Consider the following 15,970-nt stretch of genomic DNA (forward strand, 5'->3'; position numbering starts at 1 on the left):
ACATTTCCCTGAAAAACACACTCCAATAATTCTTTAAAGGTGGTCCTATAAACTTTTAAGACAACAAGTAACGATTACATAATAAAAGAATATATGGTTGTTAGTATATTCATCATTACACCTTTCTTCTTTCTCTGAGTAATTCCTTCTAATATTTTTCATTGAATGTATTACTAAAATTTCTTCTTATTAGCTTTCACTTTATATATATACTTACCACCGTCCTTTGTCTTATATAAATTTCAACCTAGGGATGTATGGATATCTATAGATAAGCAATTTTAGTTTAAATAAACCATACTCACCCCAGGGTTTTTCCCATAAATATGACATATATCATACAAACCGGTGACTTATGTCACAGTACATAGCGTTCAGCTACTATATACTTTAACTAGAGCGTAATACTTAACTAGAAAGGGGCACACAAATAAATGTTTAGTTTATTCAAAAATGCTAAGGAGGCTGAAAAGATGACAGTTAAAGAAGTGAATCCAATGTTTTGTTATCAATGTGAACAAACACCAGCAGGAGGATGTACAAAATTCGGTGTTTGCGGAAAAAATCCTGATATCGCAAGTCTTCAAGATACAATGATTTTTGGCTTAAAGGGAATTGCTGCCTATGCAACCCACGCAAGAGAATTAGGATTAATTGACCCCGAGGTAGATGCCATTACCCATGAAGCTTTATACACAACTTTAACAAATTCAAACTTTAGTGTAGAAGAACACATTAATATGACATTAAAGGTAGGTCAAGCAACAGTTAAAGTAATGGACTTACTAGATCGAGCTCATACTGGAAAGTTAGGTATACCAACACCCGTTGTTGTTTCTCAAGACAAGGTAGAGGGTCATGCCATTCTTGTAACAGGTCATAATCTATATGCCTTAGAAGAGTTACTTAAGCAAACAGAAGGAAAAGGAATCAACATTTATACTCATTCAGAAATGTTACCGGCTCACGGATACCCAGAGCTTAAAAAATATCCTCACCTTAAAGGAAATGTAGGTAAGGCTTGGTTCGACCAAAGAAAATTATTTGAAGAATTTTCAGGTTCAATCCTTGGTACAACAAACTGCTTGATGCCAATTAAAGGAAGCTACTCTGATAGAATGTGGACCTATGGTAACGCAGGATTAGAAGGGGTTCAAAAAATCGCTAATGATGACTTTACACCCCTAATTGAAAAAGCGTTAGCTTTACCAAAGTCAAACATTGCATCGGATAAAACCATTACAACAGGATTCCATCACAGTACCGTATTAGATATTGCACCAGAAATTATTGATGCTATCAAAGCTGGTAAGATTAAGCGCTTCTTTGTAATCGCTGGTTGTGATGCACCGACTAAAGGTAGAGATTACTTTAGAGATCTAGCTAGCTCATTACCAAAAGAATGTGTGATCTTAACAACATCTTGTGGAAAATTCAGATTTAACGATATTGATTTTGGTACTGTACCAGGTACAGACATTCCAAGATATATTGATCTAGGTCAATGTAATAACTCAGGATCTGCTGCAAAGATTGCCATCGCTTTAGCTGATGCCTTCGAATGTACAGTAAATGATCTGCCATTAACAATTGTATTGTCTTGGTTTGAGCAAAAAGCTGTTGCCATTCTTTTAGGACTATTTAGCTTAGGTGTTAACAACATCTTTATTGGACCAAGTGCTCCAGAATTCGTATCACCAGGTGTATTGGATGTATTGCAAAATACCTTCAACCTACAATTAATCAGTGGTGATGCCAAAGCTGATTTAGCAAAAATGTTATAATTTAATTATCTCACTGTCCTTTACTCTTTGAGTAAAGGACAGTTTTTTAAAGTGCGCTATGAGTCGATGCCATAGCATCAGACGAATTTTATTTAAGCACTTGGAATTTTTAATAAAAATAGTTAAAACTTACTGTTGACAGTTTTACTTTATTACGTTAGAATAATAAACAATATATTAATAGTTCTAAATTCTGTGAATAGGATGAGTAGTTAGAGTCTTAAAGGTTTAGCGAGTCGGAGTAGGTGGGAGTCCGATACTTTATCTCTAGTGAATGGACCTAGGAGAAACAAAGAGAACTCACCAATTGGTGAAAGTATCTGATGTCGGGGGGCTTCCCGTTATAGAGGCAGGATATCGAGTTAGTTTGACTCCGTATCTCATGAGAGAGATCCTTTGGGATCTAATAAAGGTGGTACCGCGAAACTTAGTCTTTCGTCCTTTGATCAATTTGATCAATTTGGATGATGGCTTTTTTTATTGATTTTTTTATTAATATTTCGAAGGGTGGTGAACATGATGTTGTGAAGAGAAGATAATTCCATTGTTCCTTGGCAAAGAAAAAAAATAGTAAAAAACAGAGAGGAAGCGATCGAATATGAATTTACGAAAAAATATTCTAACAGCATTATTATTAGCCATCGGCTTTATTTTACGCCAATTAACACCCGGAGCATTGGGAGGAATGAAATTTGATTTATTCTTATCCTTCATCTTCATTTGTCTCTTACTTAATCCTACCTTTAAAAATGCCATCCTAACAGGTCTTCTAGGGGGAATATTAAACGCTTTGACCACGACCTTCCCTGGTGGTCAACTACCCAATGTCATTGACAAGCTTATTACTTGCGTCATACTGTTTATCATTATCAAAGTGATGATTCATGTAAAGGATAATCAAATCTTTGTGGGCTTCATTGCCTTTTTAGGTACACTGATCAGTGGCACTGTCTTCTTAACCAGCGCTCTATTTATCAGTGGTCTTCCAGCACCGTTTACACTTCTATTTATGACAATTGTTTTACCCACATCCCTAGCCAACATCGTCATGACCCTCGTGGTCTATCAGGTTGTGCAATCGACCCTAAAAATGACTGGAGTTAAATTTGCATAAGGATAAATAAATAATCATAAAATCAAAAGTGTTTCCTCTACATCGTAGAAGAAACACTTTTGATTAAACAAATAGCAATACACCATACCAATAATGAACGCTACTAAATAAATCTCTTTATTACATCTTCCTGTGTATAAGTTATTTATTTTTTTCCATTTTTCTATATATTGTCCACATTTTCAATGGTTTTACTGTAGATTATGTGCACAACAGACCTTCATCTTCTCAATTCGATCAAATGCTTCTTTTAAAGCAGCAACACCAACGGTACAGGCAAGTCTAATATATCCTTCTCCACATCCTCCAAAAGCAATACCGGGAATGGCTAATACATGAGCTTCTTCCAACAATTCCTTACAAAAGTCAACTGAGTTTAGACCCGTCTTCTTAATATTTACAAAGAGATAAAAGCTTCCTTGGGGAGATAATACCGACATATTGGGAATGGCATTAATCCGTTCATAGGCATAATACATACGTTTTTTGTATTCTGCTATCATCGGTGGTTGAATGGTTTCTCTCATCCTCAGTGCATAAATAGCCGCTCTCTGAGAAATTGATGGCACTGTAAAGCAGATTCCCTCATTAATATCTCTCATGCACTGAATGATAAAATCCGGTGCCAATACATAACCTACACGCCATCCTGTCATGGCATAATCCTTTGAAAAGCTTCCAATTGTAATAGTCCTCTCCTGCATTCCTTTCATGGTTGTCGCTGGGAGAAAGGGATCTGAAAATGTAAAGGCATCGTAAATGTCATCGGCTATGATCAACAGATCGAACTCCTTTGCCACCTTGCCCACGGCCTCCAGTGTCTCCTTGCTGAAGCATGCCCCAGTTGGATTATTAGGTGTGTTGATGATGATGGCCTTCGTTCGGTGGTTGATCAATCCCTTTAATCGGTTGATGTCAATTTGAAATCCATCTTCTTCGTAGGTATCTAAGATCACAGGTTTTCCTCTAACTAGCTCTACCTGTTGAATATAAGGGGTAAAGTATGGGGCTGGAATAATCACTTCATCTCCATCATCTAAAATTGCCTCCAATGCAAGATACATCCCATGACAAGCCCCTACAACGGCCATAACCTCCTTGGATCCCACCTTATACTCATAAGCCTCTTCATAGTATTTGATAATTTCATGTCGAAGCTCTTCATCTCCTAGTGAATCCGTATAGTGGGTATGACCGTTCTCAGCATCCTCAAAGGCTCTTTGGATCACCTCTTGATTCGTCACGTAATCAGGATCACCCAAACTTAAATTAATCACATCACTATATTGTTTTGCTAAGTCCACCACGGCCCCCATGGGAGTTGTCATTGTATTCCAATATCTCTTTGCTAAAAATCGATGCTTCATATCTATCCCCTGCTTTCTTTGTCATAACACTATGTTTCACAATCCATGGTCTTGTTGCACAAACACCCTGATTTTTAATCGCCTCTTACCCCTTCTCCATTAAGTCGCCATTTATAAATAACAATCTATCACTTTTGTACCTTCATTTCAAGTATGTTTATTCATTATGGTTTATAAACATTTAATCTTATCTACAAAAAAACTCCGCTTATGAGTTTAGCGAAGTCACTATAGCATTTATCCTTAGATTTACTTTTTCATCAATATGGCTTCTAAGACGCCCCCTGCAATAGATCTGGCTTTATCTGAAATGGTAAAGCAGTAAGAACGAATGCCTCGAGGATCAATGTCTCCGATTTTCATGCCATCCTTCACAGTGCTGCCATTTTCAATCATACCTCTTAGAACCCCATCTATTCTTCCTTCAACTGGGAGCTCCCCTATATGGGCAATGATTTCACCTTTTTCAACCCGTGTACCGATGGGTTTTAAATTTCTAATTTTCCCATCTCCAGTAGCCCTTACAATTCGCTCTTCACTAATTCCCATAATTTCCCCAGGTATACCTGTATTTCTATGGGCCCGTCCATTCCAGATTACCTTTCCTAAATCATGCCCTCTTTGACTCTCAACAACCACATGAACATCTAGACCTGCTGTAAAGCCTGGTCCAACTCCAATTACCAATGGCGCCATTTCCTTAATTGTGCCTTTATTCACCTTAGCCAGTGTCGCATCCACTACAACATCTGGCTTCAAATCACCAATTGTTTTCCCCTCTGGATCAACCATCACAGGAATACATTTAGCTCCTAATACAGTGTGTACTTCTGTAGTATTTTCAATACGTTTGGCCTTTACGTCTTCTACTATCACTTCACCTTCAAAGACAGCTTGTGCAAAGGCAACCCGTCTACGGATCACTGTGGGCTCATTCATCTCTAGTATCACCACATTAAAACCACAATTTCTAAGCCTATGGGCAATTCCAGTTGCTATATCGCCCCCTCCTCGAAGTACAACGAGTTTACCTAACATGAGAAACCCTCCTTTAAAGATATTCCTTTTCCTTTATTTTTCACAGACACAACCTCCGCCATAATGGACAAGGCAATCTCTGCTGGATTTCCCCCCTGTAGATCTAATCCAATAGGACAATAGATTTGATCTAACAGATTTTTTTGATATCCTTTTTCCTCTAAGGACTTCATTATTTCTATTTTTTTACGCTGACTTCCCATCAGTCCAATGTAAGCTGCAGGTTTTCCCAATATGGTCTCTAACACTTCTTCATCGGTGGTAGAGCCCTTAGTGACAACCACAACATAGGTTTGTTCATCAATCTCCACGTCAGATAGACCTTCTCCATAGGTAGGTTTCATAATTCTTTGGGCTGCATGGGGAAATCGCTCCTCTGTGGCAAATTCCTTGCGTTCTTCTATTATGGTTATCTCCATGTCTAAATGCTGGGCACATTGTACAACCTCATACCCAATATGTCCGCCGCCACAGACCACCAGCTTGGGTCTAGGTTGAACGATCTCTACAAACACCTTTGCCGTCCCTCCACAATTCATTCCAATCCCTTGGGAGCCTTTAGTTAAATGATAGGTTAATACACGACTTTCGTTATTTTCCAATAACTCAGGAATCATCTTAAGAACCTCAGATTCGATTTTTCCACCACCAACGCTTCCTAAGGGTTTTTCTTCTTCAGTATAAATGAGCTTAGCCCCTACTCTACCCGGTACCGATCCACTGGTTTCAATGACAGTGGCCATAGCAAATCGTTTTCGTTTCCCCATTAACAATAAAGCCTGTTCTAAGACATTCATTTACATGTCCTCCTTTAGCAGTTCTTCATAGTCCCTCTGGGTGTCAATGTCCCACCCCATTAATGCTTGTTTAATTGGATAAAATAACACTTCATCTTGATTGTCTCGAATAATCCTTCTGCCTCCTGAATCCCCTCTTAATTGCAATAGGGACCGCCTCCATCTCTTAGAAAAGATGACCGGTGCCCCTGGTTTTTCCTCATAATAAGGCACCGCTATGGAAGCTGGCGACTCCCCATAAGCCCGAATCATTTCCTTCAATTCCTCAAGGACCAATAATGGCTGATCTCCCATGAAAAACATATAATCCTCAACTGATTCATCCACTGCCTGAAGCCCCTTGATCACAGCTTGACTCTGGCCCTGAATGGCTTCTTCATTATAAATCAATTGTATATTTCTATTTTTCACTAGGCTTTTAACGGCTTCTTCTCGATATACTAATATAATCTTTTCCATATGAAGTTGTTCTATTCCCTCAATGACCCACTGTAAAATAGGTTTTTCTTGATAGGGAAGTAATAGCTTATTTGTTCCCATTCTTTGACTAAATCCAGAAGCTAAAATGATTGCAACCACTTTTAATCCCTCATTCTTTTCCTACAGTTAATTGTCCTTTTACCTGCACTTCACCCAATAAAACCTTCCCAATTCTAGGGATTTGACTTAATACGATACTAGCCATTTTTGTAGCCAGTTTCTTTTCATCCTCAGTATACACTTTATTTAGCAGCAATGCCACTGAACTATTGGGAGGAATTCCTTTTAAAAGTCCCAGGGGACTTTCCAACAGCTTGAGTAGCATTGCTTCATCAACTTTTCTATTGGTAATATTTTCATCTCCCAGTAAATTTTTATCCTTTAACAGGTGACAGCGATGGATCCACTTCTCTTCAAGGGATTTCCCTATTATATCCCATCCAATCACCACAATGGTTAGCATTGTGGATTGTGGTACTTGGGGCTCCCATGAGGCTGGAATCTTCAAGCTTTTTCCCTTAGACCCATCCCCTTCAACGAGGATCTGTCTCCCTTCTAATCGCTGATGGAGCCATACGAGGTCTTCTGGATCGTATCCTTTGACCTTATCATCTCCAATTAATTCTTTACCAGCAAAAATCTGCCTCGCATCCTTGAACTTCATGAGATAATCATGAAGCACTTCAATATCTGATTCAATTAACACTTTCATCTTCTGAGAATTTTTTGGTAGTTTCATTGCTGTTGTTGTTGTCAACAATAGATTATTCCCCTGATCCCCTAGCTCTACTGCTAATCGATAAAGGGTACTGGTTTTTCCTCCGGATCCAATGATCGTAATCATCCCATGGGCTATGCCTTCCATGTCAAGGACTTCAATTAACTTCATTTTGTTCTCCTATCTATTTAAGCTGATAAATCGAAAATTTTTCACATCAAATAACCCTAAATCTGTTAGTTTTAACTCTGGAATAACTGGTAATGCTAAAAATGATAGGGTCATAAAGGGATCAATCTGTTCATTAATTCCTAGCTTTTTATAGGCAATCTCTAACATTTGCTTTAACTGTTCATTCACTTCTTCCATGGTCCCCTGGGCCATTAGTCCCGCTATGGGCAATGATAATGTCTGAAGTATCTCTCCCTTAGAACAAATGGTAATGCCGCCCCCTACTGTATTTAATTCATTGACAGCTAAGAGCATATCTTCGTCATTGTCTCCGATGACAATAATATTGTGAGAGTCGTGTGCCACTGTAGAGGCAATGGCTCCACCCTTCAATCTAAAATCTTCTACCAAACCTAATCCAATATTTCCTGTGCGTTTATGTCTTTCAATCACTGCTAGTTTTAATATATCTAAGTCTTCATGGTACCTAAAAGTTCCCTCTTTAACCTCCACCTTACGACTTACCCGCTGGGTTACTAGACTGTGGGGTAAAAGCTTAATGACATTGACGATATCTGTTTCTAGAGAAAGCACTAAATCCTCTGGAGTCAACTCTTTTGCATTAACTGTTTGGGTTACTGTATGATCCTCAGTGGACTGTGCTTCAAAAAAAGCCTTCCCATCTTGTGCCACTAGTTTACCATCTTTAAATACCTTTGTCACATGAAATGTCTCCAAATTATCTAATACAACTAGATCAGCCCGATAGCCGGGAGCGATTGCGCCTAAGTCCTTCAGACCGTAACACTCTGCTGCATTGATGGTGGCCATCTTCACTGCAGAAATAGGATCAAGTCCCTCTTTAATCGCCACCCTTACATTGTGATCAATATGCCCTGCCTCTAAAATATCTTCAGGATGTTTGTCGTCAGTACAAAATAAACAACGGCGCATATTTTCTGGAGTGATGCCCCTCACAAGGGTTTTTAGATTGCGGGCAGCGGAGCCCTCTCGAATTAAAATATACATACCCAGTCTCAGTCGATTAATCATTTCCTCTACAGTGGAACATTCATGTTCAGTTCTAACCCCTGCTGCAACATAGGCATTCAAGGCCTCTTCTTTTATATCCGGTCCATGTCCATCTATCATTTTACCTTCTGCAATCATGATTTTATCGATAATACTCTCTTCTCCAGCAATGACTCCTGGATAATCCATCAACTCTCCCAAGCCCAATACCTTTTCATGATTAATTAAAGGCGCTAGGTCTTTTGCCTTTAAATTAGCTCCCGCATTTTCAAAGGACGTAGCTGGTACACAGGAGGGGAGCATCATGTATACATTTAAAGGCATTCCCTCGCTGGCCTTTAGCATATATTCAATCCCTGGAATACCGCATACATTAGCGATCTCATGGGGATCAGCAACAATTGTTGTGGTTCCCCTAGGAACAATGGCCCTGGCAAATTGGCCCGGTGTCACCATTGCTGATTCCATATGGACATGTCCATCTATTAATCCTGGTACCACAACTTTTCCTTCGAGGTCAATATTTTCAAGTCCATTATAGTTTCCAATTCCAACAATTTTACCCTGATCAATGGCAATATCTCCTGATATGATCTCATGGGAGAACACATTGAGGATCTGGGCATTTTTTAGTACCAATTGGCTCCGCTTCCTGCCGGCAGCCAAATCAATTCTTCGTTTAATATCATCCTTCATATTCATCGCCCCCTTATTTTTTCAAGGCCTTCAATAACCGTTGTGGAGTCACAGGTATTTCTGTGATCCGTACCCCTACTGCATCGTAAATGGCATTTAAAATCGCCGGTGCTACACCTAACATAACCGGTTCCCCAATGCCTTTGGCACCAAAGGGTGCTGTGGACTCAGGGTCCTCTATAATGATTTTTTCAAGTTCAGGAATATCTAATGCTGTTGGGATTAGATAATTGCTAAAACGCTTGTGTTTCATCTGCCCCTGCTGTAAATTTAAATCCTCCATCAGTGCATAGCCTAGTCCCATGGCAAATCCACCGTCCATCTGACCTTCAATGAGCTCTGGATTAATTGCCCTTCCCACATCCTGAGCACAAACTGCTTTCAAAATATCTACAATCCCAGTCTCTGTGTCCACCTCTAAAATGATCCCATATACATTAAAGGTATAGGGCCAGTAAGGGGCACCTTGGCCTGTTTCTTCATCCATTTTTGTTGTCTGGGCTGTAAAAACACCTTCCTCACGCAAAGGAACTTCTACGAATTTCGAGGCAATCTCCTGTAGGGTTATGCTTTTACTAGGAAAGGTTTTAAAATAAACCAGACCATTCTTCATTGTCACCCCAACATCACTATTAAATTTAAATTCTGCCACTGCAACATCAATCAGTCGTTGTCTCAGGTTTTCACAGGCTTTCTTAATGGCATTGCCGGTATTATAGGTTTGCCGACTGGCCGCGGCCGTACCAGCATCAGGCGTTAGCCTCGTATCTTCACAACTAAATATAATATCTTCTAATGGTAATCCCAATACTTCAGCTGCCATCTGACTCATGATGGTCTTGGCTCCTTGGCCTACTTCAGTGGCCCCCACATAAACTGCAACCTTCCCATCTTTTTGTAATTCAACCTGGCATCTTGATATATCTGGGAAGCCATTTCCATATCCTGTGCCATAAAAGGCACTTCCGATTCCTACACCCCGCATTTTCATTTTATTGTCCCTCCCCTGGACCTTGATATGATCGCAAGGCCTCCTCTACCGCTCTTAGGCATTCTTCAAATGGGGCACTTTCCTCTAGTATTTGTCCCGTTGCGGTCTCCGATCCCGTTTTAAAACCATTGATGACTCTCATGGTAATTGGATCGATTCCTAGCTTCACACCAATTTCATCAATCTGTTGTTCATGGGCAATCGGTGTCTGTGCTGCACCAAATCCACGCATAGCTCCTGCAAAGGGATTATTGGTATAAACTGCGTAACTATCTACTTTGACATTTGGTATTTCATAGGGCCCAGTTGCATGAACCCCTGCTTTTCTTGCAACATTTATGGCCCAAGAGGCATAGGCTCCTGTATCCCCAATAACTGTTGCTTCCATTGCCAATAGCTTACCCTGTTGATCTGCTCCGGTTCGATATTTCATTTTCATCCCATGTCGTTTGGAATGAGCATCAAAGGATTCCTCTCTGGAATAGGTTGCTTTAACAGGTCTCCCCACTCGCTGTGTTGCCAAGGCCAGGTGAATTTGAAGGGTAATGTCCTCACGTCCTCCAAATGCCCCTCCCACAGCAGGATTAATGATCCTAATTGTATCAAGTTCTACCTCTAATGCCTCCGCCACCTCTAGTTGATCAAAGTGGGGGTATTGGTTAGCAACACAGATGACAATGGTACCATCTTCTTCTGTATATGCAATGCCTGACTCTGGCTGCAAAAAAGCATGATCCACCATATCCGTGCGATATTCTCCTTCTACAACCACATGGCATTGCTTAAAAGCCTCTTGGATATCTCCTCGACGGATTTTATAATGATAGATCACATTACTTTTATCGTGGACCTGGGGTGCAGAATCTGCCATAGCCTCCTCTGGATCAAATACCCCTTGGAGCTCTTCATAGCTCACTTCAATGGCTTCCATGGCTTGTTCAGCCACTTTTTCATTTTCAGCCACCACAAATGCCATGGGATCTCCCACTCGTCTGACCTTATGGGCACAAAACACCTCATGATCCTTTAGCAATACCCCATGATGGTTATGAGGCACGTCCTTAGATGTCAAAATGCATAAAACACCTTCTATGGCTTCAGCCTTTTCTGTATTTAATGTGAAATAGGCATGGGGCTTCTCAGAACGTAATGTTCTGCCATAGCACATACCTTCCATTTGTAAATCCTCTGGATAGGTGGCTTGCCCGGTAACCTTACTCCTGCCATCTACCCGTATTGCTCTCTTTCCTACGATTTCATACTTCACTGTCATTGCCTCCCTTCCTTAACAATTCCCCTGCAAGCTCAATGGCATCTACCATCTTGTTATACCCAGTACATCGACAAAGATTCCCAGAAATACCTTCTCGAATCTCTTCACGAGTTGGGTAATTGTTTTGGTCTAATAATGCCTTGGCTGAGAGAACCATTCCTGGAGTACAAAAACCACATTGAACTGCCCCAATTTCAATAAATGCCTGCTGTATAGGATGTAGGTTCACCCCATCTGATAAACCTTCAATGGTGAAAATCGCCTTGTCTTCTGCCTGGAAGGCCATCACCATACAAGCATTTACGGTCACACCATCCATCAAAATAGTACAGGCCCCACATTCTCCTTCGCCACAGCCTTCCTTTACACCCAATAACCCAAGTTTATTTCTCAACACATCAATGAGTCGCATTTCTTCCTCAATGGTTACTTTATATGATTTTCCATTAACACTTAAAATAATGTCTCTCATCTTCATCTCTCCTCGTCTTGTGTTCCGTATATTGCTTAGGGATATTTTATGCCTGACAACTTGCTAACGCCGCCAATAATGCCTGCCTACAAATCCCCTTTACTGCAGTTGCTTTAAAGTCGGCTGTTGATCTCCCTGCCAGTCGCTGTCCTACCACATGACTTAACTGCTGAAGTCCTTCATCAATCACTTCTTCCGTCAAAACTTTGCCTGTGAAGATCGTCTCCACTTCTCTTTCCCTTAAACCCCTAGTTCCTACTGCGCCACTGGCAATTTTTATCTCTTTACAAGTTCCCTTCTCATCAATAGAAATGAAAATAGCTGTAGCAATTCGAGAGATGGCTAAGGCCTTTCGCAGTCCTAACTTTCCAAACCCTAGCCCTTGACCATCCTTGGGCCTTTTAAAGCAAATGGCCGTCACCAATTCCTCTGGTTTTAAATCCAATTTCCCCTTACCCATTAAAAATGTATCTAAAGGAATCCTCCGTTTTTCTCCTTTTTTCTCGATGACAACTTCTGCCTCCAAGGCTAATAGTGGGGGAACAATATCTGCTGCCGGTGATGCATTACATATATTGCCTCCTATGGTTGCAGTATTTCGTATTTGTGGGGACCCTACCATTCGAGCCGCTTGGGCCAACCCCTTTACTCTTCCTTGTAGCATGGGACTTTCAGATATTGATGTAAAATTAGTCCCTCCACCAATCACGATTTCGTCCTGGGACTCCCGGATAAATTGAATCTCCTTCACACTTGAAATATCAACCATTACCTCGGGATCGATGTGTTTTTCTCTTAATTGTATAATGGCATCGGTTCCCCCAGCAATCACATAGCTTCTTGAACCATACTGTTCCAGTAGTTCTAATACTTCCGCTACTGTCTTTCCACGATACACTTTCTTTACATTCATTTTCGTCCCTCCTATCAACAAAGGGGAAGCAATGCTTCCCCTTTGTTTTATTTTCTCACTCCGGCTTTTATTGTTTGTTGTTGAATGATTCGGTTTGCCTCGTTTAATATGAAATTTTCATTTAAAGTTGTTAGCTTACGGTCCTTCATCACAATTTTACCGTCAATGATTGTTGTTTCTACGTCAGAGGCCCGAGCTGAGTACACTAACCTTGAAATCACATCAACTCCGTGGCCTGGATTACTGTGAAGCCCATCTAAATTAATAATGGCTAAATCAGCTTTTTTACCAGGTTCAAGACTCCCCAATTCATCTTGCATCCCCATAGCCTCAGCGCCACCTAATGTTGCCATTTCAAAAACCTGTTGAGCAGGCATTACAGTGGGACTCAATAGTCTGGCTTTTTGGATTAATGCCGCACTACGCATTTCTTGAAATTGGTCTAAATTATTATTACAGGGTGCCCCATCTGCTCCAAGAGAAACATAGGCTCCCATCTCAATAAGCTCTGGAATTTTTGCGATTCCAGATGCCAACTTTAAGTTAGAGTTAGGACAATGGGCAATTCTTGTACCAGTTTGTGCAAGTAGCCTCATTTCCTCATCATCCAACCAAATACAATGGGCTAAAATCAATTTTTCCCCGGTGAGTCCTAAGTGATGAAGATACTTGATATTTCTCATCCCTCGATCTCTTTGAACCAGCTCTATTTCACCTCGGTTTTCAGAGGCATGGGTGTGAACCATCACATCATACTCACGAGCCAAATCTCTGACCCGAACCAATAGCTCTTCCGAACAGGATACAACAAATCTGGGAGCGAAGGCATATTGAATACGTCCATTGTCTCTCCCATGCCATTTCCTTAAGAGTGCCACACTTTCTTTAATAGACGATTCCGTTTCTTCCATTATGCTATCTGGAACTCCCTTTCCATAGTCCATCATACATTTTCCAACAATAGCTCTAAATCCACTTTCTTCGACAGCCTCAATAATGGAATCAGTATGATGCACACTTCCCATATCAATAATGGATGTGGTGCCACCTTTAATCAATTCAGCAATTCCCAGTTGAGCTGAAATATAGTTGGATTCAGGTCCATGTGAGCCCTCTAGGGGCCAGACTCTTTCCTTTAACCAGTCCATTAACTCTAAATCATCGGCCTGCCCTCGATAAAGGGTCTGGGTTAAATGAATATGGGTTTGAATAAATCCTGGAATCACGACCCGACCCTCTGCTTCGATTATTTCATCGGCCTCTGCGTCGATATGTGATGCTATGGCTTCGATACGATTTCCATCAATGAGTACATCTCCTTGAAAAATTTCACGTTTATCATTCATTGTCACAATGGTTCCCTTGCGAATTAATACCTTTGACATATGATGCGCCTCCTCTAGTGTGTATCAGTTATTTCCTCTATTTTTCTAATGGTATGACAACAACTCAACATGAATCATTGTGCTGAATATACAAAATTAACCTTTAATGACCCTCTAATGGTTTTCTAAGCACCACCTTTTCAATAAAAATCATGTAACTCAAAGGTGTGAAGGTTACTTTTGTATATTCTCACAAGTATTTAGGTAGATCTAGTATAAGTTGAAACCCTTAAGGGTTTCAACTTATACGGATCTTATCCTACGTCTAGATGGCAAACTTTATAATAAACAAGAGTGCCAAGATATACATAATTGGTGATACTTTGTTTCCTTTACCTGAAAGAAGCTTTAATGCTACATATGAAACCATACCAAAAACGATTCCATCTGCAATACTATAAGATAAAGGCATCATGATGATCGTCAAGAAGGCTGGAATTGCTTCAGTATAGTCATCTAAATCAATCTTTTTGATCGGTGACATCATGAATAGTCCAACAATAATCAACGCTGGCGCCGTGGCTGCACCAGGTACCATGATAAACAATGGTGAAAATAGTAAGGCGATTGCAAACATTCCTGCGGCAGATAATGCCGTTAGTCCTGTTTTACCACCCTCTGCTACTCCTGCAGCACTTTCTACATAGGTTGTCACTGTACTTGTTCCTAAACAGGCTCCAACAGTTGTTCCAACAGCATCAGCAAACAACGCTTCTTTAGCCCTCGGTAAGTTGCCATTCTCGTCAAGCATATCTGCTTTAGATGCAACTCCAACCAATGTTCCTACAGTATCAAACATATCTACAAATAGGAATGTAAAAAGAACAATAACCATATCCAATGAGAAAATATTACTAAAATCAAATTGAAAGAAAATTGGAGAAAGCGATGGTGGTGTACTCATGAATTGCAATCCTTCAGGTACTTGTGTGACACCCATAGGAATTCCTAAAACCGTTGTTGCCAAGATTCCTATTAAAAGCGCACCTCTTACATTTTTCGCTAATAGCACCCCTGTCAATATAATTCCAATAATAGCTAATAGAGGTGCGGCAGCAGACAAGTTCCCTAATTCAACAATCAATCCGTCAAGTGCCCCGTCAAATCCCACAAACTGACCACTGACAACAATATCAGCATTTTCAAATCCGATAAAGGCAATAAATAAACCGATACCCACTGCCACCGCATGCTTTAAGTTTTTAGGGATGGCATTTACAACTGCTTCTCTGACATTCAAGAATGTTAAGATAATAAAAATAATCCCTTCCAAAAATACTGCCGTTAAAGCAAACTGCCAGGTATACCCCATTCCAAGTACAACGGTGTAGGCAAAGAATGCATTTAATCCCATTCCTGGAGCTAATGCAAAAGGATAATTAGCATAAAATGCCATTACCAATGTGCCCACGATGGCTGACAGTGCTGTAGCCGTAAAAACGGCTCCAAAATCCATTCCTGCTTCCGAAAGAATGATTGGGTTGACAATAAGAATATACGCCATAGTCATAAAAGTGGTAATCCCTGCAAGAACCTCTGTCTTTACATTTGTTTTGTGTTCTGTTAACTTAAATTGTTTTTCTAAAAAGCCCTCTGGTACGTTTTCATTTTTCATACTCGTAATTCCCCCCCTATTATTTAGGTGCCTTTTTATCCATTATGCCCGTGGAAGCCTCCCACGCTCCTGGCTGTCATAGTGGTGACTACTCCCTTATCCCCCTCCCTTCCTTTTAGTTACT

At 40.3% G+C, this 15,970-nt stretch carries 14 protein-coding genes and 1 other annotated feature; of the genes, 2 read left to right on the forward strand and 12 right to left on the reverse strand.

Annotated elements, in window-relative coordinates:
- Window positions 1–473: 473 nt before the first annotated feature.
- Together hcp and AMET_RS22795 are read left to right on the forward strand one after the other, a co-directional pair.
- Window positions 474–1,784, forward strand: a complete 1,311-nt coding sequence (gene hcp, locus AMET_RS22785; RefSeq protein WP_330368638.1) for a hydroxylamine reductase — start codon at window positions 474–476, stop codon at window positions 1,782–1,784.
- 186 nt (window positions 1,785–1,970) lie between these two features.
- Window positions 1,971–2,230: a binding site (T-box leader), on the forward strand.
- A gap of 152 nt (window positions 2,231–2,382) precedes the next feature.
- Window positions 2,383–2,898 (forward strand): tryptophan transporter, encoded by a 516-nt coding sequence (locus AMET_RS22795; protein ID WP_012065520.1) that lies wholly within the window; start codon window positions 2,383–2,385, stop codon window positions 2,896–2,898.
- A 191-nt stretch (window positions 2,899–3,089) separates the two neighbouring features.
- Here AMET_RS22795 and AMET_RS22800 read toward each other — a convergent pair whose 3' ends face one another.
- From AMET_RS22800 to AMET_RS22855, 12 genes are all read right to left on the reverse strand, one after another.
- Window positions 3,090–4,265 (reverse strand): pyridoxal phosphate-dependent aminotransferase, encoded by a 1,176-nt coding sequence (locus AMET_RS22800; protein WP_012065521.1) that lies wholly within the window; start codon window positions 4,263–4,265, stop codon window positions 3,090–3,092.
- Window positions 4,266–4,514: 249 nt separating this feature from the next.
- Window positions 4,515–5,303, reverse strand: coding sequence for a selenium-dependent molybdenum cofactor biosynthesis protein YqeB (gene yqeB / locus AMET_RS22805; protein ID WP_012065522.1), 789 nt, complete (start codon window positions 5,301–5,303; stop codon window positions 4,515–4,517).
- Window positions 5,297–6,100, reverse strand: coding sequence for an XdhC family protein (locus AMET_RS22810; RefSeq protein ID WP_012065523.1), 804 nt, complete (start codon window positions 6,098–6,100; stop codon window positions 5,297–5,299). Before AMET_RS22810 ends, yqeB begins: the two co-directional genes overlap by 7 nt.
- A complete protein-coding gene (locus AMET_RS22815) occupies window positions 6,101–6,679 on the reverse strand; it encodes a nucleotidyltransferase family protein (protein WP_012065524.1) in 579 nt (192 codons plus the stop codon).
- Window positions 6,680–6,689: 10 nt separating this feature from the next.
- The gene (yqeC, locus tag AMET_RS22820; protein ID WP_012065525.1) at window positions 6,690–7,469 is read right to left on the reverse strand and encodes a selenium cofactor biosynthesis protein YqeC; all 780 of its coding nucleotides are present in this window, start codon (window positions 7,467–7,469) and stop codon (window positions 6,690–6,692) included.
- Window positions 7,470–7,478: 9 nt separating this feature from the next.
- Complete coding sequence (gene ade / locus AMET_RS22825) at window positions 7,479–9,197, reverse strand: adenine deaminase (RefSeq protein WP_012065526.1); 1,719 nt, start codon at window positions 9,195–9,197, stop codon at window positions 7,479–7,481.
- 13 nt (window positions 9,198–9,210) lie between these two features.
- Window positions 9,211–10,188, reverse strand: a complete 978-nt coding sequence (locus AMET_RS27000) for a xanthine dehydrogenase family protein molybdopterin-binding subunit (RefSeq protein WP_012065527.1) — start codon at window positions 10,186–10,188, stop codon at window positions 9,211–9,213.
- A 1-nt stretch (window position 10,189) separates the two neighbouring features.
- On the reverse strand, window positions 10,190–11,461 hold the full coding sequence (locus AMET_RS27005; RefSeq protein WP_012065528.1) for a xanthine dehydrogenase family protein molybdopterin-binding subunit: 1,272 nt from the start codon (window positions 11,459–11,461) through the stop codon (window positions 10,190–10,192).
- Window positions 11,445–11,933, reverse strand: coding sequence for a (2Fe-2S)-binding protein (locus tag AMET_RS22840; RefSeq protein WP_012065529.1), 489 nt, complete (start codon window positions 11,931–11,933; stop codon window positions 11,445–11,447). The genes AMET_RS27005 and AMET_RS22840 overlap by 17 nt, the downstream gene beginning before the upstream one ends.
- A 46-nt stretch (window positions 11,934–11,979) precedes the next feature.
- Window positions 11,980–12,846 (reverse strand): FAD binding domain-containing protein, encoded by an 867-nt coding sequence (locus AMET_RS22845; RefSeq protein ID WP_012065530.1) that lies wholly within the window; start codon window positions 12,844–12,846, stop codon window positions 11,980–11,982.
- A 47-nt stretch (window positions 12,847–12,893) separates the two neighbouring features.
- The gene (locus AMET_RS22850) at window positions 12,894–14,231 is read right to left on the reverse strand and encodes a 5'-deoxyadenosine deaminase (RefSeq protein ID WP_012065531.1); all 1,338 of its coding nucleotides are present in this window, start codon (window positions 14,229–14,231) and stop codon (window positions 12,894–12,896) included.
- A gap of 265 nt (window positions 14,232–14,496) precedes the next feature.
- Window positions 14,497–15,846 carry an NCS2 family permease gene (locus tag AMET_RS22855; protein ID WP_012065532.1) on the reverse strand — a complete coding sequence of 450 codons (1,350 nt, stop codon included), beginning with the start codon at window positions 15,844–15,846 and terminating at the stop codon, window positions 14,497–14,499.
- Between the last annotated feature and the right edge of the window lie 124 nt (window positions 15,847–15,970).

Origin of the sequence: Alkaliphilus metalliredigens QYMF (assembly GCF_000016985.1) — a bacterium.
Lineage (GTDB): Bacteria > Bacillota > Clostridia > Peptostreptococcales > Natronincolaceae > Alkaliphilus_A > Alkaliphilus_A metalliredigens.

Excerpts from the sequence above, each read along its gene's own strand:
- hcp (WP_330368638.1), top strand. The coding sequence starts at position 474 with ATGACAGTTAAAGAAGTGAATCCAATGTTTTGTTATCAATGTGAACAA.
- AMET_RS22795 (WP_012065520.1), top strand. The coding sequence starts at position 2,383 with ATGAATTTACGAAAAAATATTCTAACAGCATTATTATTAGCCATCGGC.
- AMET_RS22800 (WP_012065521.1), bottom strand. The coding sequence starts at position 4,265 with ATGAAGCATCGATTTTTAGCAAAGAGATATTGGAATACAATGACAACT.
- yqeB (WP_012065522.1), bottom strand. The coding sequence starts at position 5,303 with ATGTTAGGTAAACTCGTTGTACTTCGAGGAGGGGGCGATATAGCAACT.
- AMET_RS22810 (WP_012065523.1), bottom strand. The coding sequence starts at position 6,100 with ATGAATGTCTTAGAACAGGCTTTATTGTTAATGGGGAAACGAAAACGA.
- yqeC (WP_012065525.1), bottom strand. The coding sequence starts at position 7,469 with ATGAAGTTAATTGAAGTCCTTGACATGGAAGGCATAGCCCATGGGATG.
- ade (WP_012065526.1), bottom strand. The coding sequence starts at position 9,197 with ATGAAGGATGATATTAAACGAAGAATTGATTTGGCTGCCGGCAGGAAG.
- AMET_RS27000 (WP_012065527.1), bottom strand. The coding sequence starts at position 10,188 with ATGAAAATGCGGGGTGTAGGAATCGGAAGTGCCTTTTATGGCACAGGA.
- AMET_RS27005 (WP_012065528.1), bottom strand. The coding sequence starts at position 11,461 with ATGACAGTGAAGTATGAAATCGTAGGAAAGAGAGCAATACGGGTAGAT.
- AMET_RS22840 (WP_012065529.1), bottom strand. The coding sequence starts at position 11,933 with ATGAGAGACATTATTTTAAGTGTTAATGGAAAATCATATAAAGTAACC.
- AMET_RS22845 (WP_012065530.1), bottom strand. The coding sequence starts at position 12,846 with ATGAATGTAAAGAAAGTGTATCGTGGAAAGACAGTAGCGGAAGTATTA.
- AMET_RS22850 (WP_012065531.1), bottom strand. The coding sequence starts at position 14,231 with ATGTCAAAGGTATTAATTCGCAAGGGAACCATTGTGACAATGAATGAT.
- AMET_RS22855 (WP_012065532.1), bottom strand. The coding sequence starts at position 15,846 with ATGAAAAATGAAAACGTACCAGAGGGCTTTTTAGAAAAACAATTTAAG.